This is a genomic window from Wolbachia endosymbiont (group B) of Melanargia galathea (assembly GCF_964030625.1).
In the GTDB taxonomy this organism is placed as follows: Bacteria; Pseudomonadota; Alphaproteobacteria; order Rickettsiales; family Anaplasmataceae; genus Wolbachia.
In genome coordinates, this window is record NZ_OZ034910.1 from 176,934 (window position 1) to 201,365 (window position 24,432).

The 24,432-nt window shown below is 34.2% G+C and carries 17 protein-coding genes; 7 read left to right on the plus strand and 10 right to left on the minus strand.

Annotation, left to right across the window (positions count from 1 at the left end; genetic code table 11):
- Positions 1–6: 6 nt before the first annotated feature.
- Both AAHF52_RS00790 and ubiA read left to right on the plus strand, forming a co-directional pair.
- A complete protein-coding gene (locus tag AAHF52_RS00790; protein ID WP_006015187.1) occupies positions 7–357 on the plus strand; it encodes a ribosome-binding factor A in 351 nt (116 codons plus the stop codon).
- Positions 358–360: 3 nt separating this feature from the next.
- Positions 361–1,248, plus strand: coding sequence for a 4-hydroxybenzoate octaprenyltransferase (gene ubiA, locus AAHF52_RS00795; RefSeq protein WP_007302787.1), 888 nt, complete (start codon positions 361–363; stop codon positions 1,246–1,248).
- 486 nt (positions 1,249–1,734) lie between these two features.
- Here the strand turns inward: ubiA and AAHF52_RS00800 are convergent, their stop codons facing one another.
- From AAHF52_RS00800 to ltrA, 4 genes are read right to left on the minus strand one after another with little or no spacing between them, the layout of a single operon-like run.
- Positions 1,735–2,061, minus strand: coding sequence for a hypothetical protein (locus tag AAHF52_RS00800; protein ID WP_342068426.1), 327 nt, complete (start codon positions 2,059–2,061; stop codon positions 1,735–1,737).
- Between the two features lie 17 nt (positions 2,062–2,078).
- Positions 2,079–3,266, minus strand: coding sequence for an ankyrin repeat domain-containing protein (locus AAHF52_RS00805; protein ID WP_342068502.1), 1,188 nt, complete (start codon positions 3,264–3,266; stop codon positions 2,079–2,081).
- The gene (locus tag AAHF52_RS00810) at positions 3,206–3,409 is read right to left on the minus strand and encodes a hypothetical protein (RefSeq protein WP_264686115.1); all 204 of its coding nucleotides are present in this window, start codon (positions 3,407–3,409) and stop codon (positions 3,206–3,208) included. The genes AAHF52_RS00805 and AAHF52_RS00810 overlap by 61 nt, the downstream gene beginning before the upstream one ends.
- Entirely contained in the window at positions 3,406–4,953 is a 1,548-nt protein-coding gene (gene ltrA / locus AAHF52_RS00815; RefSeq protein ID WP_019236826.1) for a group II intron reverse transcriptase/maturase, read from the minus strand. Before ltrA ends, AAHF52_RS00810 begins: the two co-directional genes overlap by 4 nt.
- A 1,551-nt stretch (positions 4,954–6,504) precedes the next feature.
- On the opposite strand from ltrA, the gene AAHF52_RS00820 reads away from it, so the two are divergent.
- Positions 6,505–7,518, plus strand: coding sequence for an IS110 family transposase (locus AAHF52_RS00820; protein ID WP_264376686.1), 1,014 nt, complete (start codon positions 6,505–6,507; stop codon positions 7,516–7,518).
- Here the strand turns inward: AAHF52_RS00820 and AAHF52_RS00825 are convergent.
- The 3 genes from AAHF52_RS00825 to mgtE form a co-directional block, all read right to left on the minus strand.
- Complete coding sequence (locus AAHF52_RS00825) at positions 7,496–8,488, minus strand: ankyrin repeat domain-containing protein (protein WP_264686114.1); 993 nt, start codon at positions 8,486–8,488, stop codon at positions 7,496–7,498. The genes AAHF52_RS00820 and AAHF52_RS00825 overlap by 23 nt on opposite strands.
- 253 nt (positions 8,489–8,741) lie before the next feature.
- Positions 8,742–12,269, minus strand: a complete 3,528-nt coding sequence (locus tag AAHF52_RS00830; protein ID WP_264685019.1) for an ankyrin repeat domain-containing protein — start codon at positions 12,267–12,269, stop codon at positions 8,742–8,744.
- 503 nt (positions 12,270–12,772) lie between these two features.
- Positions 12,773–14,143, minus strand: a complete 1,371-nt coding sequence (gene mgtE / locus AAHF52_RS00835) for a magnesium transporter (protein WP_007302783.1) — start codon at positions 14,141–14,143, stop codon at positions 12,773–12,775.
- 155 nt (positions 14,144–14,298) lie between these two features.
- Between mgtE and prfB the strand changes: the two genes are divergently transcribed.
- A protein-coding gene (gene prfB / locus AAHF52_RS00840) for a peptide chain release factor 2 (RefSeq protein WP_230440360.1) occupies positions 14,299–15,400 on the plus strand; the annotation gives its coding sequence in 2 pieces (ribosomal slippage) (positions 14,299–14,364 and positions 14,366–15,400; 1,101 coding nt in all).
- Between the two features lie 174 nt (positions 15,401–15,574).
- Here prfB and AAHF52_RS00845 read toward each other — a convergent pair.
- Positions 15,575–16,861: a Na+/H+ antiporter NhaC family protein gene (locus tag AAHF52_RS00845; RefSeq protein WP_264687676.1), complete on the minus strand. Its 1,287-nt coding sequence runs from the start codon at positions 16,859–16,861 to the stop codon at positions 15,575–15,577.
- 173 nt (positions 16,862–17,034) lie between these two features.
- On the opposite strand from AAHF52_RS00845, the gene AAHF52_RS00850 reads away from it, so the two are divergent.
- Both AAHF52_RS00850 and AAHF52_RS00855 read left to right on the plus strand, forming a co-directional pair.
- On the plus strand, positions 17,035–19,392 hold the full coding sequence (locus AAHF52_RS00850; protein ID WP_149168896.1) for an ankyrin repeat domain-containing protein: 2,358 nt from the start codon (positions 17,035–17,037) through the stop codon (positions 19,390–19,392).
- Positions 19,393–19,500: 108 nt separating this feature from the next.
- Positions 19,501–20,424 carry an RluA family pseudouridine synthase gene (locus tag AAHF52_RS00855; RefSeq protein WP_007302901.1) on the plus strand — a complete coding sequence of 308 codons (924 nt, stop codon included), beginning with the start codon at positions 19,501–19,503 and terminating at the stop codon, positions 20,422–20,424.
- A 7-nt stretch (positions 20,425–20,431) separates the two neighbouring features.
- Here the strand turns inward: AAHF52_RS00855 and AAHF52_RS00860 are convergent, their stop codons facing one another.
- Positions 20,432–21,694, minus strand: a complete 1,263-nt coding sequence (locus AAHF52_RS00860) for an MFS transporter (protein ID WP_007302900.1) — start codon at positions 21,692–21,694, stop codon at positions 20,432–20,434.
- A 177-nt stretch (positions 21,695–21,871) separates the two neighbouring features.
- Between AAHF52_RS00860 and AAHF52_RS00865 the strand changes: the two genes are divergently transcribed.
- Positions 21,872–22,504, plus strand: a complete 633-nt coding sequence (locus AAHF52_RS00865; RefSeq protein WP_007302899.1) for a glycoside hydrolase family 25 protein — start codon at positions 21,872–21,874, stop codon at positions 22,502–22,504.
- Between the two features lie 98 nt (positions 22,505–22,602).
- On the opposite strand, the gene aspS is transcribed toward AAHF52_RS00865, so the two are convergent.
- The gene (gene aspS, locus AAHF52_RS00870) at positions 22,603–24,405 is read right to left on the minus strand and encodes an aspartate--tRNA ligase (protein ID WP_342068427.1); all 1,803 of its coding nucleotides are present in this window, start codon (positions 24,403–24,405) and stop codon (positions 22,603–22,605) included.
- Between the last annotated feature and the right edge of the window lie 27 nt (positions 24,406–24,432).

A 24,432-nucleotide genomic window follows, 5' to 3' on the forward strand; every position in this document is an offset into this window, starting at 1 on the left:
TTGAATATGAAAAAGGAAATTAGAAACCTAAAAGTAGCATCGGTATTACATAGGGCAATATCAAAAGTCTTAATGGAAGGTAATGTTCTTAATGAAAAAGTAGTAGTATCTGATGTAAAGCTAAGCAAAGATTTGAAGAAAGCAGATGTATATATTGTGTTATCTTCATTAAACATCCAAAATGATAATGATGATATCAGCACTGTTGTTAATGAAATGAACCAATCTGCATGGTCAATACGTAAATCTATATTGTGTTATGTTGATTTGCGATTTATACCTGAGTTAGTTTTTAAGCCTGATTTAGCATTCGATAATTTTGTCAATGTAAGCAAAATATTACATAATCACACTTAATTAATGTATTTCAACCATTATTTCTCATTAATGAGAATACACAGTTTAACAGGTTTGTGGCTTGTGCTATTTTCTAGCTTAAGCGGCATTCTTTTAGCCTCAACTTCTCTATCGTATCAGGCTCTTTTTCTCCTTGTTTTGTTTACTATAGGTGCATTTTTAATGAGACCCGCAGGGTGCATAATCAATGATATCTTCGATAGAGAAATAGATGCGCACGTTGAACGAACAAAATATAGGCCACTTGCAAGTGGTGCATTAAACATAAAGCAGGCTTTGGCTTTACTTTCACTGTTACTGTCTATTGCCCTGGTAATCTTATTATTAACCAATAAAACTACTCTTATACTTGGAATAATTTCAATGTGCATGATAGTTATCTACCCCTTGCTAAAGCGTTACGTTTGGTGGCCACAATTGTTTTTAGGGTTTACTTTCAACATGGGATCACTCATGGGTTCAGCAGCAATAACAAACCAGATTAGCATAGAATCCTTGCTATTTTATATAGGATGCGTCTTTTGGACGCTTAGTTATGATACTATATACGCTCATCAAGATAAAAAAGATGATGAGAAATTAGGAATGAAATCTACTGCATTATATTTTGGCAATACAACAAAATCTTGGTTGAAAAGATTTTATTTAATATCCTTAATGGCATGGTTGTACGCTGGTATACTATCATCATTAAATAACATCTTTTATATTGCTTTACTTGCCATAGGATTCATATTTCACCACCAACACAAAAATTTCAATCCAGACGATTCTAATCAATGCATGTCCATATTTAAAAATAATTCCCAGATAGGACTCCTGCTCTTTTTCGGTATCCTTTTAGATAGAATTCTAAATTCTACTTTTGTATCCGTTCAGATGCATGGCTAATGTGTAAATATCGAAGCAAAAATGGTGTCATTCCAGTGTCAAGTACTGGGATGACAGGGGATGACACCATTTATTTCTATGGCTGTCTTTTCTATCTTATTTTGTCACCCTGCTGAACGGATTCTACTTTTTAGAACATATCTTGAAAGGAAATCAGGAAGATAATATGATAGGATCAGTAAAAAATATATACCAGGTGATGTAAGTGACAAAGAATGGAAATTTCTTGAGCCAAGAGTTGCACAAGGTGTGGCCAAGAAAGCACAAAATAAGAACAATTATTAATGTTATACAATACATAATGAAAGGTATTTGCCAGTAGAGCAAAAGATTTTCCTCTATGGAAGACAGTGTATGATTATTTTTTTAGGTGGCGTAATAGTCACACATTGGTTGAATGCATACAAAACAAAGGCTAGTGTGCCCATTGATGTTATAAGATCAAATTACCAACCTTTTACTAGATGAAATCAAAAAGCTAAGGAATTAAGCCTTACCTTGATTTATTAAACCTCTATCCTGAATTAAATGACCTTGAACAGAAGTATTACTTAAATAACTTTGAGGCTCTAAGTTTATTTGCTGTTCTTCAACTTCTAATGTACTATCTCTATTGTGTAATATCTGCTCTATTGATTGATTTACTATTAAATCTAGTTCCTTATTAAATACAACCATAAATTTGTTAAACTTCTTTGGACTTAACTTACCTGTTTCTCTATCGTGGCATGCTTGCTCTACATATGAGTTTAAAAATCCTGAAATCTCATTAAACTTACCACCCGTGATTTTTGCAGTAACCTCTTTCTGCATTTCTACACAATCAATATTTAACCGATGGACTGAACTACTGTGGAAATATACTTCTGACCTGTGATTTTCCTTATAAATACATCTAATAAAAGAAGTACACCGTTGTTATCAATACCTTGAACTGTAATAGCTTTAGAAGGTTCCATACTTATAGCTGCCTTAAAAGGAGAAGAAATAAACTGAAAAACACCTTTAACAGTATCTACTGTAGTGTAAGCAAAAATATTGATCCATGAAGATGGCTTACTTGTTCCGCTTGTAACTCCTATTTTATTAGGACCTATCTTATCATTTTGCAACGAATTTTCATCTTCTTGTGTAATACTGCGGCGATTATGGACACGTGTTGATAGGGAGCTGCTTTCTTCTTGTAAATTAAGATGTTGGGTGATTTCTTCATTTCTTCTTATTCTTTCTTCTAGAAGGTTTCGTATTTCTAAGCTGTTTTCTTCATTAAGCGTATTTGCCATGGCTAAAGCTCCTCTAGCATCAACATAATCACTTTTATCAAGAATGAGCTTAACTATATTTAAATTACCATAAGCAGCTGCAAAGTGCAAAGATGTCCAACCATCTTTATTTTTAGCGTTAACGTCAGCATGATTACTTATAAGAAATTTAGCTACTTCTAAATGACTGCTTTTAACAGCCCAATGCAAAGGAGTATTGCCATTATTGTTCTTAGCATTAATATCAGCTCCTTTCTCTATAAGCTCTTCTACTATACTTAACCTACCATAACTTGCAGCCCAGTGTAAAGGGATATTACCATATTTGTTTCTTTCATTAACATTAGCTCCTTCCTTTATGAGCTTTTCTAATACATCTAAATGACTATTTTTAGTAGCCAAGTGCAAAGGAGTATCGCCATTACTGGACTTAGCATTAATATCAGCCCCTTTCTCTATAAGCTTTTCTATTACACTTAAGCTACCATAACCTGCAGCATAGTGCAGAGGGACATTGTCATATTTATTCTTCTCATTAACATTAGCTCCTTTCTCTATAAGCTTTTCTACTATATTGACATTCTGATTAAGAGCAGCCCAGTGCAGAGGAGTAGCGCCATGATTATTCTTAGCATTAACATCAGCCCCTCCCTCTATAAGCTTTTCTACTACCTGTAATTTATCTGCAAGAACAGCTAAATGTAGAGGAGTATTGCCTCTATTGTCCCTGGCATTAACATCATCCCCTTTATTGATAAGATCCGCAACTTGATTAGGTCAGGTAAGGAAGCAGTATTACTACTACCCCCTCCCTTAGAAACGCAGCATGCAGGTTTCCCCACACTACGCTTGAGCCCCTTATCTAAGTTCTTCTTTTCTAGAACCGGCTTGTCCTTCATGATTCCTCAGGAAACATCATTCTTAATGGTGACACCAACAGTAGAGAACCTTCTCTTGAAAAGGAGCTTGCTAACATTCTTGTTCGTTTCACTCTCTCATCAAAATACTTTTTCCATTTTAAGTCAAGGGGATTTGCATCCGCTCTGATTTTAACATGTCGTCTGATAGGTATATCAATCAGCTTAAGCAGTCTTAAATACCGTATCTCTTTTGGTTTGTTCTTGCATATGGGTGCAGCAAAAACCCATTGGCGTTGACCCATTACTTTGAAGTAACGATTCTTTATCCAACGTAATCCTTTACGAGGATGTCTTTTCTTTGCCCATTTCCATAAACTATGCCAAATTTCATTGTCGATCTTTCTAAACGCTTTTTTAGCACACACATGGTGATAGTAATTTCCCCATCCTCTCAGTAGAGAGTTGAGTGACTTAATTACTATAGCCTGAGTGTTCGCTATATTTGCTTTTATCAATGTACGTGCTTTATTAAGAAGTCTTTTAATACTTTCTTTCGAAGGTTTAATAATTAACTTCTTATTATATCTACGTACATTACAACCAAGAAAGTCAAACCCTGTTGTAATAGATGTAATCTTTGTCTTCTCTTCTGACAGAATTAAACCTCGCTCATGAAGAAAAGATGATACTAAAGGCTTAACTTCCTTTTCCAGTACTTCATGTGTGAAACCTGAAATAATAAAGTCGTCTGCGTACCTGATTACATTCACTCCACTTCTGATTTTTCCTCTTCTTTTGCTACCTAATTTACCAAAGCGACTTTCTAATAACTGTTCAAGACCATCTAAGGTAAAGTTAGCTAGTATTGGAGAAATTATACTTCCTTGCGGAGTGCCAGCAGTTGTGGGATACAGAGTTTTCGATTCTAGGAAACCAGCTTTTAACCATCTATGAAGAATTTTCTTTTCCATAGGAATATGCTTCATAAGCCATTCATGGTTAATGTTGTCAAAGCACCCTTTGATATCACCTTCTAGTATCCATTGTGGTCGATTGCGTCTTGCCAGTAATAAGTGACAAGCAGCAATAGCATCCGCGCAGGATCTTTTAGGTCTAAAGCCATAGGAGTGACGATCACTGATCGTTTCAGCTATCGGTTCCAGAGCAAACAGATATAATGCTTGCATCGCTCTATCTTTTATCGTGGGTATACCGAGAGGCCTTCTTTTGCCATTAGATTTACTGATATAAATTCGTTTGAGCGGAGAAGGTTTATATCCTCTTTGTTTTAACAGCTTTATTCCTTGAAATTTAGCATTGCAAGTTGACCATAGTTGACGATCTACACCTGCTGTGGTTTTTCCTTGGTTTTCAGTTACTCTCTTAACAGCCAAAGCTTTTCCGCTAAAAGAGCGTGTGAGAAGATGTTGTAAAGCTTTTACCTTACCCCATCTTCCTTCTTGGACAGCCTTAACAATACGTCTTTGTAGCCTCACAATAACTTTCTGGCATTTCTTCCATGGCAATTGCTTCCATGCTTCAAAGCTTTCGGTAGATGCACTTACAGGTTTACTTGTAATCATCTGCTTTCCTACCTTAAGTGGTTAACAAAGTTTCTTGTCACGAGGGACCAAATGGAAGTCTGCTCGTTTTCACGCGAATTAATGTTACAAATTCTATCCATTTCGTTACAAAATGGCATTCGCTTTCTCCATTCTCCTTTACCTGCACTTCCATCAGCATTCCTTGCGGTTTGCTTGCCATGTAGGCGAAAATACAGGCTTACCCTGTTTCTCCAGTCATACAACAGTGGGTTAGGTGGCTTCTCTATACCGGTGGAGTTATTATTTGCGTACATCTAGAAATGAAAAATGTAACTTATCCACATTACCTTTTGGTCAGAGCTTATCAGCATCTTTAGCTCTTTCATCGTATCGGTACTTATAAAGCTTCACTTACGTTCACCATACCACTAGCCTAGCCCTCCAACCACATGATGCTTGCAGTTTATGCCCCTCTCACGATTGAGCATCTTCTTTTTCAAGAGGAGGTTCATTGTCCGCATCGCTTGGCACCAACCGGTTGCCCGATTCGCACTGATGCGTAGACTCAGACGGCAAAACATCTGGTTTAATAAGTTTTAGAATCCTTTCAGTTTCTTTCTGAATGAATTCCTCTCCTTTTAAACAATATGACCGAAGACTTTCAGGTCGCACCATCTCCACTACGTACAGCAGCAAATAATTCATTAATCATTTAACCCTCGATAAAAACCACTCAATTTCAAAGTAAGAAAAAAATCTTTTTCTGAATAAAACAGCTACCTCATAATATAAAGAAAAATATTTTCACTATCATATTTATTGTACATAAAAAATTAATAGCTCAATATACTTTTCATAAAATACTCCATCTCTAAAACTTGTCAATCCCTATTTAGAAGTTTTTTTGATAATCTTTAATGAAAGTTCTTAACGAATTAATACTGACTTAATAGTATATATTACTAAAAATTTAAATAAAACAACCATTCCCAACAACTAAAACCGGCTAGTGAGAGAAGAGTTCGTTTTGGGATGGATTGGTCTGTTGCTGGAACTCAAGAACTGCTGCAAAAGGAAAGCCCCAGTTTTCATAGTAATTATGATATTAAAAAATCACGTTTAAAAATACTTTATACAAGTGAGAAACACCTCTTTTTGTTTTTGCAGCAGGTTTCCATGTATCCCTCTTTAATTAAGAGACTGACTAGCTCCTTGAGTTTGTTCAGTGTTTGGGTGATGAAGATTGCTGTTTACACCCTCGTTTCCAATTGTCTCTACAAACGCCTGTAATTTTAGTTTAGGAGCGTACCTCTTTTCAACATTAAAGTCTACAAAGTAAAATAGTGTATTATTTCGGACTCCTACTCTTGTATCTTGTAAAAAGCATCTAATGTTTTAAGCTTAAGCATTAGGTGGAGGAGGGAAGAACTCTGTTTCCCCTCTTAGATATAAAATCTGTAAGAAAGATAAGAGTTCCCTCCTCAAAAGTATAGGCTGGACGGTATCGTAGAAAGACCTAAATGGCTCTAATTCTGTATCCACAAGGTTAGCCTTACTTTTCGTTTTAAATGGTAACGTATGGGGTTATATATGATCAACAACTTTCTTGGAATTGATGTATCAAAAGATCGCTTTGATGTTTTTCTTTCATTCATAAGTAAAAAAGAAAAGCGTGAAACTAGGAAAAGAAGCTTTAAGAACGATGATCTTGGGTTTCAAGGTCTGCTGAGTTTTCTACAAAAGCATAATGTGGAAGAAGTAAAGTCATGCATGGAGGCTACTGGTTGTTATAGCGAAGCTTTGGCTGAATTTCTGCACAATGCTGGACATTTTGTTAGTGTTGTAAATCCTTATTGTATTAAATCTTATACAAGGAGTAAACTCGTAAGACAAAAGAATGATCAGACTGATGCAGAAATTATTGCTGATTATTGCCAAAGACAGGAACCAACTCGTTGGACACCACCTTCTTCTGAAATGAAAAAATTAAAACATCTTTATCGTTGCTCAGTTGCGTTAAAAGATGAATTAGCATTAGTAAATAACCACCTAGAAAAAAAAGAGAGACTGCCTAAAGAAGTTGCAAATGCTTGGGAAGACCTTGCAATGAATATAGCTCAAAAAATAGAAACAATAAAAAACTCCGTACGTGAACTATTAAAGCAACACAAAGAGTTGTTGGAAAATTTTCAACTTCTACTGACTATTCCAGGCATAGGAGAGGAATCAGCAGTAGCTATTTTAGCTGAAATCCCTGACATAAAAGCTTTTAGAGATGCCAGGCAATTGGCAGCATATACAGGAGTTATACCGAAAAATATAACATCAGGTTCATCTGTACATTCTAAACCAAGATTAAGTAAATCAGGTTCACAAACATTACGTAAGGCCCTTTTCTTTCCTGCCATAGTAGCCAAGAATCACAATCCTATCATTGTGAGTTTTTGCCAAAGACTAAAGAAGAAGGGTAAGCATAATATGGCAATTGTGGGAGCTGCAATGCGTAAGCTACTCCATATCATTTTCGGTATCCTGACATCCAAAAGTGCTTTTGATCCAAATCATATCAAGAATTACAGAACTAGGATGTTGACTGTAGTTTAAAATCAAAAAATGCTTCCAATCCATTCAACATATTCACTAACTGTAATCTGTGTACTGTTACACAATCAGAAGTATTTTTTGATTTTATGATACAGCTTGAGTAATTTTTTTGTTGACTAGCAAGACAGTATCTTTCTTCTTTAAAGTCATTTTTGTGCACCTCAAAAAATCTCTCCATGCCAAAGAATTTCGCCTTTTGAAAATCATATCTATAATGTGTTGATAGAAAATCCACCAATGGTTTATTATTGTGCAGGAAAATTTCTTTTTTTACTTCATCAGCCTTATTAATTAAAATATGTGCATATTCTGGATATAGCTTTTTTAAATTCTCTTCATTATCAAATTCATTACGTACGTTTTCATTTTGCTCCCATATGCCAGCCATTTTATTAACGTCATTTTCCCTCAAAAAGTCATATAGTGACTTATTTCTTTCTTTAATCTTTTTAACTTCTTCTTCACAATTTTTAAGATGCTGTAAATAATTGTTATACCTCTCGGTTGAAGTGGTTATAAATTCATTTTTCTTTTGTAAATTTTCCTCACTTACATATAAGCCAGCAACTTCTAGTCTTGCTATGTGATTTAGTATAACCTCACAAATATCTGTAAAGCCTATTTCAGTAGCCCGATGCAAAGGAGTTTTTTTATTCTTATCTTTTGCATTAATATCTGCTCCTAAGTCTATTAGAACTTTTACTATCTCTGTATAACCCTTTACAGCAGCTATATGCAAAGGAGTTCGTTCATTCTTATCTTTTGCATTAATATCTGCTCCAGCTTCTATTAGAACTTTTACTGCCTTTGTAGAGGAATATTCAGCAGCAGTATGCAAAGGAGTTCGTTCATTCTTATCTTTTGCATTAATATCTGCTCCAGCTTCTATCAATCTCACAATTTCCTTCATATTTAGTGTTCTAACAGCATCCAAAAGTTCTGTTGATTTCGTTTCTTCTAGTTGTGGCATAAATTATCTCTAAAAGTTTGCTTGACTTTTCTTTACTATTCCTAAATAAATTATTACTAATTTAGTATATCTTTTTGTTAAGAATTTAAACGATATATCTACTTTCAGCAGCCAAAATCAAGGGCTGTGAGAAGTGTTTTCTTTGGAATCGTATGGTCTACCACTTGTTCTACGCGAATTTATATCAATTTATTACTTTATTTCTCTGTTTTTTTGAAATTCCCCTCATAAAATTAAATAGCTTACTGTAAAATTATAGTCTTAAGTCCTTGTTTGCAGGTTGTACAGAGACGCTGTTAAATGAAGATATAGGTGACCTATGAGTTAAGTTAACTGTGCTTTTATCTTCAAATTGCAATGCTTCACTTATATTTTTTAATTTTCTTTTTTTAGGTAGTGTATGTTCATCAAATGTCTCTAGGTTTCTTTTATGTGATTGTGTTTTTAAGTATGGAGCTGAGTACACAGTAGATTGAGGTTGATAGCAACAAATACTACTTGGGTAATAATTGTTAGTATAATGGTACAAATCATCGTTGAGTTCAAGTTTCACATTAGCTCCTTGTTCTAAAGAAAAAAGGGACCTAGCGCTGTCGTAGCAATGAAACTTAACATCGTAGTTCTGAGAAATATTATTACTAATATCCTCTAGATTCGTATTAACGTTATTCATTACAAGGTAGCGAACAGTGCTTGAGTGACCATATATATCAGCAAAGTGCAAAGGAGTCGTATGATCTTCATTCTGTAAATTTATATCAGCCCCATGCTCTACGAGGTAGCGAACAATTCCTAGGTAACCATACATAGCAGCAAAATGCAAAGGAGTCATACCATCCTCATCCTGTAAATTTATATCAGCCCCATGCTCTACGAGGTAGCGAACAATTCCTAGGTAACCATACATAGCAGCAAAATGCAAAGGAGTCATACCATCCTCATCCTGTAAATCTACTGTAGCCCCGTACGCTAGAAGGTACTCAAAAATCTCCAAGGAATTATGTTCAACAGCATAGTGCAAATAACCTTTACCTTCTCCATCTTGTAAATTTATACAAATCTCTTCTTCCTCTATAAAGTATCTAACGACCTCTAAGCAATTATTTTCAATAGCATAGTATAAAACAGTACTATCAAACTGAAAATGTTCGTTATCAATAAAATACCTAACTATTTCTAGTCGATTATGGAGAGCAGCACAGTCTAAAAGGGTAAGGCTCGGGTCATCACTTACCTTAAAATTAGCCCCTTTTCCTATAAAGTATTTAACTAACGCTAAATGACCATATATAACAGCATATTCTAAAGGAGTAGATCCATCTTTATCACCGATATTAACAATTTTACTTAATTTACTTAGATCTACATTCTCGAATATAAGCTTAATAACTTCTTCATTATCATCTATGGCCAGAAAATGTAAGATATTCATTCCATAATAATCAGATTCAATAAATTCATTAACTAACTTTTTATATTCACTTGCATAATTCCAAATGGATATGATATGGCTTACATTTTTACAGTTATTATTCATCAATGATGTCATTATTTTTCTTAAAAATTCTTCTTCTCTTTTTTCTTTTCTTTGCTCTAACCTTATAATTTTTTGTACTTCTTGATGAATTTTTGCTATCCCTTTCTCTAATCCAATCAATGAGAACTGATTAAGTAGATCAAGTGCATTCAAAACCCTTTGTTGATTTTCTTTTGATTCCCTCTTGAAAAAAATTTCTTTTGTATTAATTTGATTAGGGTCCAGGTAAGCCATGAATACTAAAATAACATATGCTTGCTGTCCAACATTTTTTTCTTCTTTTATTTTATCAATGTTAACCTTCAAAGCTTTAAAAGATTTTTTATTAACAACTTGTGTCTCCAAAAAATCAGTTTTTGATTGCTGAGCTACTCTATATTCCTCCAGATATTCTCTAATACTAAGACCTTTTTGTTTAATGCATGATGTTGCTGCTTTCAAATCTAATGGAAAACAATTAAACTCTTCTATTAACTCTGATATAGATTTACCTTGTGATTCATCTTCCCCTAAGGCTTTTCGAGTAAATTCCTCGGCTTCTTCTTTTTTTAAATTACCCAACTTTATTTCTTCTATATCTTCTATTTCTTCTTTCCAATTCTTGTTAGGAGAAGTAATTAAAACGTAAGGTTTTTCTCTATTAGAAAAAACAGGAAAGCTTGATGGCAAAAAATTTTCAATCTCCTTATAACTACTAGCATCATCGAAAACAAACAAACTTTTTGTGTCTTGAAGATACTCATATACATCCTCGACAATAGATTTAATGTTTCTCTCTCTCCTTTGCTCACTTTTTCTAGAAATCCCTAACCTTTCAGCCAACCCATGAAATGAATTTGAAAGCTTGTTATATGACGAGGCATCTATCCACATAATCCTTGCCCAAGTACCCTTACGCCTTTCACTAAACCCATAGCCTCTAGCAAGTTCGCTTTTCCCTATTCCAGACTTCCCACTAATTAAGACTACTCGTGACATTTTTACTTCTTGACTACTACTGTGTAACCTTAGGTTCAAATTTTTTACCACCTCTTTTCTTTCAATGAAATTTTCTGGTGTCTTGCCAAAACTATAGGAAAATTGACGCCTATCTTCATCTTGTTTTCTAAGATGTTCTTTTACATCTTCTATATCTTTCCTTTTCACAGGATCTTGTCCATTAATCTCCTTTAATATAAAACGAGCTAATTCTTCTTTTTTTTCATCATTTAAAATATACACATATCCTTCTATGGGTGCTTTAATGGATACATACTTTTGTTTTACCTCTTCCCACTTTCTTAACTCCCATTCAAAGGGAAGCCGATAGCCGTATTTTTCAGCACATCTATATTCCTCTAGATTATGTTCCTCAGAATTATATTGATAATAATTAACAGTTTCATCTTCTTCTTTTTTCTTTATTCCTACCCATTCATACAATTCTGAGGTTACTAAACTTTCACCACCTTGCTCATCTTTTATTTCATATCCAGGACGCGTAAAATATCCTTTCTTTTTTGACTTATCTAGAACAACACCTTGTGTTATAAGATCAACAGAAAAGTCTTGTTCCTCAGAAGTTAAAAGGTAATTCATTGTTCTATGTACAGCATCTATTGCTAACTTCTTAACTCTCCTATGATAAAAAGAGGGATTGATATCTACAACCTTTATGAATGGTTCCTCAAACCTGTGAAAAATTTCTAAGCCAGCTTTTACTAAAATCTCTCTCATTTCAGCTTTGTAGCAAGGTATAATTATTGTAAAAATATTTTTCGCTCTTTTCTTATGCTGTTTTCCTATAACACAATAATTGATACTCTCATTAACTTTAACACTAAATAATTTTAGTGGACTTGCTGGAATAGTATTATTCAAAATAGAATTAAAGCTGGCTGAAACTTTACTTATTTTTTGTATATTTGAATCTGGTTCTGCCTCCTCAAAATATTTAGATAATTTTTCCTCGAATTCTTTAACAAAAGTCTTAACAAAAAAAGTTGCTTTTTCCACTACTTCATTATCTGTAAGACTTATAACATTGGCTGTATCATTCGATGCGCTATACCATACACTACCGCTGCTTATAGATGAAGATCTTGTTACTCCAAGACTCTCTTGACTTGGTCCACACTGAAGTTCTCCACTAGATAATCTATCTTCATGATCAAGACCTCCTTTTGCTCCTATTGTTGACTCATCATCTACATAATCAATTCGATCATCTGCTACTTGTTCTCCTTTATTTCCTTTACCTAACATAAAACCCCCTATATTTTAATATTCATACTTGATTATTTTACCGTAAATCTCTTTTCTGAAGATTGGTTTTAATATCTAATTCATTTGATTCTTATACAGCTGTACTAAACTGCTCTACAAATTTACTGTAGAAACCTCACGGTAACCCCAGGTAACTTTAATTGCTGAGTAACAGTGTGCTTTTCTTTTGACTTCTGACTAAATTAGATATACTCTTAAAAAATCGAGAGTTGCTTTCTGAGTGATATACATAATACAATGCATCTAACTCACACCTCATGTTTTCATTACGTTAGACTGCATTGTAGCTAAAAAGATCTAGCAAAGCAAGAATTTTTTTGCATACTTTAGCATCTTATTTTAGTTTTTATTTTAAAACTAAAGCAGCTCAGTTTCATGTACTTTTACTTCTTTATCGACTGTTATTTTTCTTCTTCAATGCACCTGTGAGTAATGATAACGTGGCAGTTAAAGCTTGTAAAGCAATTTTTATATAGCAAGATTCAGCTATTTAATAAAAAGATCGTGGCTAGACCAAAAAATATAAGAGCTGAGAGAATATCAGTTGTTGCTGATGTTAAGATTGAAGACGAAACAGCAGGATCGGATCTTAAACGATGAAGCATTATAGGAATAAAAGTGCCGATAAATGTTGCAATGATCGACATTGCAATCATGGAAACTACGAAAATGATCTCTACTTTTAAACTATGGAACCTTATTGCTAATACTACGAGCGAAATTGTAGATAAAATCACTCCATTTATAAGACCTATTAAAAATTCTTTCATCAGTATTCTTTTTGCATTTTGCTCAGTTAGATATTTTGTTGCGATTGCCCGGATAGTTAGTGTTACTGTTTGGGATCCTGCATTTCCGCTCATCGATGCAATGATTGGCATAATTATTGGCAGTACTATAAAACTTTGTATTACGTTATCGAAAAAGCCAACTACTATAGAACATATTGTTGCAGCTAAGAGGTTAAACAGTAACCAAGGTAGTCTTTTAATTATAGTTTTATGTATAGGGGCATTTATATCAGATTTAGAAGATACACCGCTTATTTTAAGCACATCCTCTTCTGCTTCTTGTTGAACAATTTTGATTACATCTTCAATAAGGATTACACCTATAATTTTACCATTCTTATTTACTACTGGAGCTGATAATAGAGAGTAATCTTTAAATATTCTTGCTACTTCTTCTTGGTCCATTCCAGTTTTAATTATTTTTATATCTTGACTCATTATCTCTTTTATTATTGTTTCTCCTGAGTGAGATATTACCTTATTTAAGTTGAAAATGCCTATGGGTTCTAATTTTGAGTTAATGATGAAAATTTGATAAAATGTTTCTGGTATTTTTTTATAGTTGCGCAAGAATTCCATTAGCTGATTTATCGTCCAATAATATGGAGCTATAACCATATTTTTATGTATCAACCTTCCTGCACTTTCTTCTGGGTATGATAACAATTCCTCTACTAATTTTTGAGTTGCATTGGGTAAGTAGTTAAGTATATTTTCTATAGACTTTCTATCTAAATCTTTCACTATAGCTACTATGTCTTCTATATCAAGAAGCATTAGTAACTTTGCTGTATTTTCTATTCCCAATATTTCTATGATCTCTACTTGTAAATCTGGTACTACATGTACTAAGGCATCACTTAACAAATGTTGATCGAGGATATTAACTAATTTCTCCCTGTGATCATTGATCGAAGTAGATAAAAAATAAGCTAACTGAACGCTATCTATCGTTTTTACAATATTACGAACATTCTCTAATTCTTGATTATCGAGAGACTCTATTAAATCATCAATAGCCTTTTTGTCTAAACCATAATGAGAACTTGTTTTAATATTCATTACTTTACCTTATTTTTTTAATAAATATACACACTTGATTTTATTGAACATTCAAGTATAATAAAATTATTTTGAATTAACTATTATATGGTTAAATTTCTATTTTGTTTGCTGTTATTGTTAGTGATAATAAATATATTAAAGTCTAAAGTATAATGAAAACCCATCCAGAAATCCTTGAATACTTTCAAGGCTTAAATAAAAGTATTTCTCTTATCAGGAGGTGTCTTTGACATAGAAAAATTGAAGTTGCGTCTTGAAGAGCTGGATTCTCAAGCGTCGAATGATAATCTGTGGCAAGATAATCAAAAAGCACAAGAGATTTTAAAAGAACGCTCTAAAATTAAGCATGAAATAGAATCGTTTTCAAAGCTAGAAAGCGATTACAACGATTCTATCAGCTTGATGAAATCTGCTATTGATGAGAATGATGAAGAATTTTTTTCTGAAGTTAAAGGTGAGTTAGTAAAGCTAGAGAAATTAATCAAACTTAAAGAGACAGAATCCTTATTTACTGGTGAAGCAGATAACAATAACTGCTTTTTAGAAATCCACTCAGGAGCCGGTGGAACAGAGAGCAATGATTGGACTGAGATGCTCATGCGCATGTATACAAGATGGGCAGAAATTTATCACAATTTTAAAGTTGAAGTTGTAGAAAAATTAGATGGTGATGCAGTTGGTATAAAATCTACAACAATAAAGATCATCGGAGAAAAAGCTTACGGGTGGGCAAAAAGCGAAAGTGGAGTTCATAGATTGGTTAGAATATCACCATTTGATGCAAATGGTAAACGTCATACCAGTTTTGCAAGTGTAGGAGTAACTCCAGTGATTGAAGATTCAATAGATATTGTTGTGGATGAAAAGGATTTAAAGATCGACACTTACCGTGCTTCTGGAGCAGGTGGTCAGCATGTCAATAAGACTGAAAGCGCGGTACGTATTACGCATATTCCAACAGGCGTTGTAGCTCAATGCCAAAATGGTCGTTCTCAACATAAAAATAAAGATGAAGCACTTAAACTACTTAAAGGACGTTTATATCAAATTGAATTGGAAAAAAAAGAACAGAAAATGGCCGAAGAATATGGCAAGAAATGCGATATAGGTTGGGGCAGTCAGATCAGATCGTATGTTATGCATCCATATCAAATGGTAAAGGATTTAAGGACTGGACATGAAGTTGGCAATATAAATTCCGTTTTTGATGGCAATATAGATTGTTTCATAGTTAGTGTATTGGAGTTAAAATGAGATTTATTAAAAAGCTAAGTTTTATGCTCTGCTAATAAGGGGAAAAGAAAACCAAAATCTATTGAGAAAAATGGAACAATTTTGTGAATATATCTATTATCCAAGTAGCTGATGAAAATGGCAACTCGTTTCTTATGGGCACAAAAATGTAATATGAAGAGAAATCTTCGTACATTAAGTTGTAGCCGCGCAACGTCTGCCATTGATGATTATTTCACCTACTGTAACTGCTGCTAAAATAAAGCAGTAATAAACTTGTGTTAACAAAGAAATAGGTGAGACAGAAGCAATGCTACCTGCTAGCAGCAGCTGGGAACCATAAGGCAAAATGCCTTTTGTAACGCAAGCAAAAATGTCTAACAAGTATGCACTACGGTATGACGGAATATTATGCTTTTGCGCGAGCCTTTTTGCAATATCGCCACTTAATAAAATAGCAATGGTATTATTAGCAACTAAAACAGTAAACATAGATGCTATGCCCGCTATTACAAATTCAGCTTTAGTTTTTGTGATATTGCTTTCATCGATAAGTTTGTGTAATGCCTTTTGACCCTGCTTGTACATTATATGACTCAATCCGCCAATAAATAGAGCAAATATCACTATCTCGTTTACTTTTTTGAAACCGTCATATATGTCATGAGAGAGTTGAATGATAGTATAGTCAAAAAAAGTCATCCCTAATACACTAGCAACAATTATATTTATAGTTATTGTTACTAAAGTAGTAACTTCAAATAACCCCATGATTATTAAAGAAATATAAGGAATAATCTTTATTACTGATAAATAATCTAAATTTGATGTAGGAATAATTTTTGTACTATCTGCCATAATTGCCAGATAGACAAGCGTTATAATGCTGGCAACAAATGCTACTTTAGAATTCACTTTAAGTTTATCCTTTATCGTGGCCCCCTGTGAAGAAACAGATGCAATAGTAGTGTCAGATATCATTGAAAGATTATCACCAAATACGGCACCTCCAACTACAGTTGCAGTTCCTATTTCAAGACCAAAAGCCCCATTTTTTGCTAAGTTAACAGCTATTGGTACCATTAATACAACAACTCCCATAGACGTACCAATTGCAGTTGATATAAAAGCGGAAGCCAAAAATACTCCAGGCAGTAGTAATCTTGCTGGAAGGAATTTGAGAATTAAATCAGCAACAGTATCTGCACTACCAATTGATTGAGTCACCACAGAAAATGCTCCAGAAAATAGAAAAGTTAAACACATAGTAAGGGTGTTTTTATCGCCCATACCCTCGATGACAGTATCGATGTGACGTTGAATTTTACCTGCACTGCATGCAACAGCAAAAAATAGCGCCGGTAGTAGGCAAATTACCGGTGAAACTTGGCGAAGCGGATTATCAATTCCAATAAAGAAAAAATAGACACCACTTCCAAGGTATAAGATTAAAAAAATAACCAAAGGAAAAAAAGCTGTCATTTTACTGCCTTAAAAGCTATGATTATAATCAATTAAGTGATTTCAGGCAAGCTTGGTTTTCTGTAAGTTAATAACAGTCCTTTTAGACTCTCAAGTTACGCTATGGAAAATGCGTTGACTATTCTACCATAATATATAGCATCAAAAAATACTCTATAGTATGAGGTAAAGCCATGGTAATGACATATGAACAGTGGAACATAATATTAGGTGTAATTGATCAAGAGGTAAATTTAAGTGAAGACAATGTAATTGAAAGAATAAAAGAGCTATTAAAGGAAGTAAAGATACTAGGGCAAGCAGAAATATTAAGAATGTTAGAAGAGATATCGCATGGATTAGAAGTACCAAGCAAGATTCCAAGAGTACAAGAGACACAAGAGCCATTAAAAAAGAGACTAAAGGTGGTAAATGTACCGCAGACAAAAGAAGAAGCAAAAAAGATACTAAAGGAGTCAAGGGTATCAAATGCTCAACAGATGGTAAAAAGAATGCTAAAAAGGTTAGGTGTACAAGAGACATCAGAAGAATCAAAAGCAGTGGCGCTAGAGGATGTGCTAAATGCACGAAAGATCTCAGAAAAGGTACCAGTGATGCTAGATGTAGGAAAGATATTAGAGACACTAAAGGCACTAAAGAGAGCAAGTAAAAATGTGTATAGAGAGTGGGAGAAAAATAAGTTTGATGTAAATCATTGGTTTAAAGTAGATTGTTTGCATGAACGCTTTTCATACACGTTATTGTATTTAGCTATTGATTTTAAGCTGAACAATTTAATAAATGCTATGCTTAAAGTAAAAGGAATCGATATTAATGCACCAAGTCCGTTTTCCGAATGGACTGCTTTACATTGGGCTGTTGAAGATAGGAACACAGAAGTAGCACGCAAGCTAATAGAAAAAGGGGCAAATGTTAATCAGTTGGATTCATCTCAACGAACTACTTTATATCAGCCAGCTGTAAATGGCGATATAGAAATAACAAAAATCTTAGTAAAAAATAATGCAGATGTTAATGCAGAGGATCTAGCGAGATTGACTGCTTTATATAAGGCTGCCGATAATGGCCATGAAGAAGTAGCAAAGTACTTAATGGAGAATGGAGCAGATGTTAAGAAGAATGGAGCGCTTAAACTTACTCCTTTACATATTGCTGTTGCAAATGTTGATGAAGCAATGGTGAATTGTATAATAAAAAATGATAAGAATATTGTTGAAAATATTGAGATAGTAGATGTATTTGGATGGAGTCCTTTATATTGGGCTGCTGCAAAGAATAATACATTAATATTAGAGATCCTATTACAGGCCACATCACGATATAGAGCAAGTGTTGATATAGAGGATAAGTTAATTGGGCGATCTCCCTTACATATTGCTGCTACGAATGATAATGTGGAAGCAGTAGAGCTCTTAATAAACTATGAAGCAAATGTTAACCATAAGGATGCATGGGGATGGACTCCTTTTAATTGTGCTGCCGCAAAAGGCAATAGAAAAGTAATGAATTATCTAATAGCCCATGGAGCAAGTATTGAGACAAATGATCCACAGAAAATATTACTTTCTATTTGTCCATATAATTATCTAGAAGCAGTAACTACTATAACACAACTTGGAATATGGAAGGATGTGATGAAATTGATGGTAGCTGAGTTTTTACGTTGTGCTGCCGGACATGGTGATACACTAATGGTACATGCTCTATTAGAATCTGGAATAAATGCTAATGCACGTGACGATTTAGAATCAACTGCTTTACATAAAGCTGCCAAAGGTGGCCATGCGGAAGTAGTAAGGACCTTAATTTTATATGGAGCAAATGTTAATGCACAGGATAGCTCAGGGCAATCTCCTTTAGCTTATGCTTTCGAACATAGACACTGGATAGTAGTAATGACTTTACTATGTTATGGCGCAAGTACTTTATTGCCTGATCACTGTGGTGAAACTGTAAGAGATTTAGCTGAACATCAAGGCATAAGTAATCTTCTAGTGGAAGCAGAACAAAGAGCACTAGATATACTTACGCGGCTTAACTTAGAATCAAGTATACTCAGAAACAAAAAATTAATGACAGTGCAACACATAGAATCACATATGTTGAGAGAAATAGAATCACATAATCTATCTATCAGCTTTGAACGTATGATAAGAGATCAAGCTAATCAAATTGAACAATTACAGTATAACGCTAAACTTAATGAAAAAGGAGTAGCATTTATAACTGACCACATTAAATGTGTGCAGTTAGAGACTAACACTAAAGCGTGTTCAGCTGAAATGGATGGAGTAAAAGAACAAATATTACATAGTCCTTGCAGGTGGTCATATCGCACTAAAAATGTTAATGTAAGAAGAGTAACATCTTTAGCTAACGGCATTGAGTGTATGAAGTTAGGGCCTAACACTGAAGCGTGTCAAGGCCCTAGTACTAAAGAGCCTAATACTCACCTCTCTATGATCGAGAAACTATCATTGTTACCACTTTACTCAGCTGTAGGAAAATATGAAGCCGTTATAAATAGTTAAATAATCCTCTAAATTCCAGCACGTAGCACTCGATGCAAGTAGCTGAAACTGAGAAGTACATTAGGTATGTTAGATTTTAGTTTACACAATAAAATTTTTATAAGTAAGATGTCAGAAGGTATCAAAACCATATTAGTAGAAGACAATAATGTTAGGCTCGATAGGTACATTAGAAGAATTTTTCCCAATTTGAAACAATCTGCAATTGAGAAGTCTTTAAGGAAAGGATTAATCAAGGTTGATAATTGCACGGCAAAATCCAGCGATAGGGTAAGCTCTGGGCAAACTATAATGATAAGATACTTAGACTATATTGAGAACACTAATTCTGACTGCAAATATAATGAAAAGTTAGTGAATCTACTAAGAGAGAACATATTATATGAAGACGAATATATACTAGCTATAAACAAACCCGCAGGGGTCATTGTTCAAGGCGGCATAAAGGTAAAAATTAGCATTAGTGATTTACTTGACCAAATAAGAGAGAGAGAAATATTTAAAATTGTTCACAGGCTGGATAGGGATACAAGCGGAGTAATAATATTCGCACGCAATGCCAGCGTTGCCAAATACCTTATGGAAGAATTTAAAGGACGGAGGATAAAAAAAACTTACCTAGCATTAACTTTTGGTATACCGAGCAAAGATAATGGAACAATAGACTATCCGTTGGTGAAAAAATATATTTCAGGGCAAGAAAAAGTAGTCGTTGATGAAGATTCACCTCAAAATGCCACTACGCATTTTTTAATTATAGCAAGGTTAAAACATAATGTTGCTTATTTAAAATTACAACCAATTACTGGCAGAACTCATCAATTACGTGCACATTTAGCTCATATAAATTGTCCTATTCTTGGTGACGGTAAATATGGCGGTAAAAAAGCTTTTATTGATGGAGTAGCAAATCAGATTCACCTACATTCATATTCTTTGTCTTTAAAATTGCCAAATAATAAAGAAGTCACTATTACTGCTCCTGTCCCTAAACATATCGAAAAATCTATTGAAGCGCTATCTTTTGACTAAAGCGATTTCACCAATCAATTTTTTTGTCTTTGGCTTTAATTTGAAGTACAGATATTAGGCTAATCAATGCACAAACAGTAAGGTAAATCCCTGCGGCAAGTTTTGTTTCGGTTTTTTCTATAAGCCACATGCATATCGATGGAGAAAGGCCGCCAAAAATACCTGCAGATATGTTATGTGCGAGGCTAAAGCCGGTGCACCTAACTTTTGTTGGAAATAACTCGCAGGCAAGAGAATTATATATTCCAAAAGATGCACCTATCGGCACACTTATCAACAGAAAAGAGAGCGTGACAATATAGTGGTTATCATTTGATAATAGCGAAAGTACCGGCAAACCGGCGCAAGCTAGAGCTACTAATGTAGGAATCATTACATTTTTTCTTCCAACTTTATCAGACAGTATTGCAAATAGCACTGCGGACGTTCCAAATGTAATTTCAACTATAATCCTTACTACATTTTTAATATCAATACCTGACAGAGTAAGCGCTTTTACAGATATGTTATAAAACATTATTACCGAATAAACGATTGCATTTTGAGCGATACCAAGCCCAATTGCTAATATAAATGCTTTTTTGTAGGTTTTGATTAATTCTAAAAATGGAGAATCAGATAAGCTTCTATTTTGATCATGAATTTTATATGCTAAGCTCTCTTCCATTATATATCTTGTTAAAAAGCCTATTATGCCCATAATGAAGCAGAAATAGAAGGGCAACCTCCAGCCCCAAATTTCATAATTTTCACCTGTAAACTTTTTGCAAATAGCTATCATTACAAAGCATGTGATAGAACCGAGAGCACCACTAAACGCTTTCATGCTCCCTAAGAATCCTAGATTTTTTTTATCGCTTGAATGCTCTATTAAAAAAGCAGAGTTAACACTTGTTTCTCCACCTGCTGCCATTCCTTGTACTATCCTACAAAACAGAAGCAGTATAGGAGAAAATATTCCTATTTCTCTAAAGCTAGGTATAACCGCAATTGCAGTAGACGATATCGAAGCTAATATTACGGAAGTCAGTAAAATTTTCCTCCTGCCATACTTATCTCCAATGTAACCAAAAATAAACGCACCAAGTGGTCTAAATCCAAAGCCAATTGCAAAACTGCCAAGGAATTTGATTTTTTTTATGTAGTCGCTTTCTGATGAAAAAAAAACGTCACTTATTATATGCGTCAAAACTCCAAACAGAGTTATTTCATACCATATAATCATATTGCAGATTATACTTGATAGTATTGCTTTTTGAATATCGCTCATAATTTTTAACTCACTATAATTTAACTTACTAATAACAAGTATTTTTGTCTATAGATTGTAGTTTAGAACTTTGTAACTGTTTTAGTATAAAATTGTTTACAATATGCTCACAAGATATTCATTAAATTTTCACTATTATATTCTATATTCAACATTTATTGTAATTATGAGGTTAGTATGAGTGAAAAAGGTATAGACGTATCTCATTGGAATGGAGAGATTGATTGGTTGAAAGTTGCAAAGGATGAGGTAAGGTTTGCATTTGCCAAAGCAACTGAGGGAGAAACTTTTCAAGACACTAAATTTGGACAAAATTTTCAAAGTATGAAAGATAATAATGTGCAAGCTGGGGCATATCACGTATTTAGGATGACCTCAACACCTGAAGGTCAGTTGAATAACATAGTTAACGAACTTAAAAAAGCTAATTTTGAGCCAGGTACAAATAAGTTAGCTGTTAGTGCTACAACTGGTATTTGCGAAGGAAGAACAACAAAATGTGATGATCCTACAAAACACACTAACACACAGAGAGCCGAAAAACTTCATTCTTTATTGACTCAATTGAATGAAAAAGGATACAGTCCAATTGTATATGCTTCACCAAAAACGTGGAATGATTACTATACACAAGAAGAACATAATTTTTCTCACTACCCATTATGGGTTGCTGATTGGAGAGGAAGATCGGAGCCTGAATTACCTAAAGATTGGAAGGATGCGGGTAAAAACTATACTTATTGGAATTACACCTCTCAAGGAGAAGTAAACGGAATAGAGGGCCAAGTCCCGCTAGACCAAACTTTTTGATATCCTAAAACTATAAAGTAGTGCTAGGGCCTAGCACTACTTTAACAGAATTCAATATTCTTGTTTTTTCCCCACCTAAACTCAAGTTATATACAACTTTATTCAACAACCTTTAAAGACAACTCACGTAAATGCTTATCATCTACTTTAGAAGGAGCGCCCATTAGAACATCTTCTCCTTGCTGATTCATAGGAAAACAGATTACTTCACGAATATTCGGCTCATCTGCAAGTAGCATAACCATTCTATCAACCCCTGGCGCTATTCCACCATGAGGTGGCGCTCCAAACCTGAATGCACGCACAAGCGCGCCAAATTTTGTATCAACTTCCTCTTTACTGTAGCCTGCAATGGCAAAAGCTCTGTACATAATATTCAGTTTGTTATTACGAATTGCTCCACTTGACAGCTCTATTCCATTGCAAACAAGATCATATTGGTAAGCAAGGATATCCAGCGGATCTTTTTCTTCTAAATCTTTCAAGCCACCATGTGGCATAGAGAATGGGTTGTGAAAGAAATCTATTTTTTTGCTCTTATCGTCATATACAAAATATGGAAAATCAATAATCCAACAGAATTTGAAGATATCGTCATCTATTAATCCCAATTCTGAACCTAAAAGAGTGCGCACTTTCCCTGCAATTGTTGCTGCTTCATTTTCCTTATCAGAAGCAAAAAATACACTATCTCCGGGCTTTACATTCGTTATTTCTTTTATGGAATTTAGCCTATTGTCATCGAGGAATTTAGCAATTGGCCCTTTTGCGATGCCATCTTTATCAAACGTTATATATCCAAGACCTTTAGCACCGAATTCTTTTTGCGCATGTTCTATTTTTTTATCAAAAAAACTGCGTGGTTCCTCTGCTGTTTTAGGAGCAGGGATGGCTCTGACTACCATACCTCGCTCGATATTGCTTTTGAAAATATTGAACTCTGAATCACGGAAAATCTCTGTAACATCGCTGATTAATAATGGATTACGCAGATCTGGCTTATCAGATCCATATTTGAGCATTGCTTCTTTGTATGTAATACGTGGAAAATCTTTATCAACTGATTTGCGAGAAAATTTGGCAAACACTTTATATAAGGTAGATTCAATAACCTGAAATATATCTTCTTGAGTTACAAAAGACATTTCAAGATCTAGCTGATAAAACTCCCCAGGAGAACGGTCAGCCCTTGCGTCCTCATCACGAAAACAAGGTGCAATTTGAAAATATTTATCAAACCCTGAAACCATAAGCAACTGCTTAAAAATCTGTGGAGCTTGTGGTAATGCATAGAATTTACCAGGATTTAGTCTGCTTGGCACTAAATAATCACGTGCTCCTTCAGGAGAAGAGGCAGTAAGTATGGGAGTTTGAATATCTAAGAATCCTTGCTCTATCATGAGCCTCCTGAGCTCTGAAATGATCTGTGAACGTAGAATAATGTTATTACGAACCTTTTTACGTCTTAAATCAAGAAAACGATATTTAAATCTCATGTTTTCTGGGTATTCTTGCTCACCGGCGATACTTGCTAATATACTCCTTTCTTCTTTTGCTATTTCTTCATCACAGTGGAACTCAACTTCAGATTCAACTTGTAAATTACTAACTATAACTTCAATTTCTCCTGTGGAAATAGAGCTATTTACCGTATCTTCAGTTCTAGCTTTGACTATTCCTGTGACAGTAATCACACTTTCTGATTTTAAATTCGAAATTTCATCAAAAAAATCTTTATCGTTATTGAATACCAACTGAGTAATCCCATGAAAATCTCTTAAATCAACAAAGATTAGGTTACCATGGTCACGTTTACGGTACAGCCACCCAGAGAGAGTAACTTCCTTTTCTACATCATTCTTCCTTAATTCATTACACTCGTGAGTTTTATAACAGTTCATTTAATTGAAATTTCTAGAATACAAAAA

What these genes read in the sequence shown, in the direction of transcription:
- AAHF52_RS00790 (WP_006015187.1), top strand. Translation starts at nt 7, where the DNA reads ATGAAAAAGGAAATTAGAAACCTAAAAGTAGCATCGGTATTACATAGG.
- ubiA (WP_007302787.1), top strand. Translation starts at nt 361, where the DNA reads ATGTATTTCAACCATTATTTCTCATTAATGAGAATACACAGTTTAACA.
- AAHF52_RS00800 (WP_342068426.1), bottom strand. Translation starts at nt 2,061, where the DNA reads ATGCAGAAAGAGGTTACTGCAAAAATCACGGGTGGTAAGTTTAATGAG.
- AAHF52_RS00810 (WP_264686115.1), bottom strand. Translation starts at nt 3,409, where the DNA reads ATGAAGGACAAGCCGGTTCTAGAAAAGAAGAACTTAGATAAGGGGCTC.
- ltrA (WP_019236826.1), bottom strand. Translation starts at nt 4,953, where the DNA reads ATGATTACAAGTAAACCTGTAAGTGCATCTACCGAAAGCTTTGAAGCA.
- AAHF52_RS00820 (WP_264376686.1), top strand. Translation starts at nt 6,505, where the DNA reads ATGATCAACAACTTTCTTGGAATTGATGTATCAAAAGATCGCTTTGAT.
- AAHF52_RS00825 (WP_264686114.1), bottom strand. Translation starts at nt 8,488, where the DNA reads ATGCCACAACTAGAAGAAACGAAATCAACAGAACTTTTGGATGCTGTT.
- AAHF52_RS00830 (WP_264685019.1), bottom strand. Translation starts at nt 12,269, where the DNA reads ATGTTAGGTAAAGGAAATAAAGGAGAACAAGTAGCAGATGATCGAATT.
- mgtE (WP_007302783.1), bottom strand. Translation starts at nt 14,143, where the DNA reads ATGAATATTAAAACAAGTTCTCATTATGGTTTAGACAAAAAGGCTATT.
- AAHF52_RS00845 (WP_264687676.1), bottom strand. Translation starts at nt 16,861, where the DNA reads ATGACAGCTTTTTTTCCTTTGGTTATTTTTTTAATCTTATACCTTGGA.
- AAHF52_RS00850 (WP_149168896.1), top strand. Translation starts at nt 17,035, where the DNA reads ATGGTAATGACATATGAACAGTGGAACATAATATTAGGTGTAATTGAT.
- AAHF52_RS00855 (WP_007302901.1), top strand. Translation starts at nt 19,501, where the DNA reads ATGTCAGAAGGTATCAAAACCATATTAGTAGAAGACAATAATGTTAGG.
- AAHF52_RS00860 (WP_007302900.1), bottom strand. Translation starts at nt 21,694, where the DNA reads ATGAGCGATATTCAAAAAGCAATACTATCAAGTATAATCTGCAATATG.
- AAHF52_RS00865 (WP_007302899.1), top strand. Translation starts at nt 21,872, where the DNA reads ATGAGTGAAAAAGGTATAGACGTATCTCATTGGAATGGAGAGATTGAT.
- aspS (WP_342068427.1), bottom strand. Translation starts at nt 24,405, where the DNA reads ATGAACTGTTATAAAACTCACGAGTGTAATGAATTAAGGAAGAATGAT.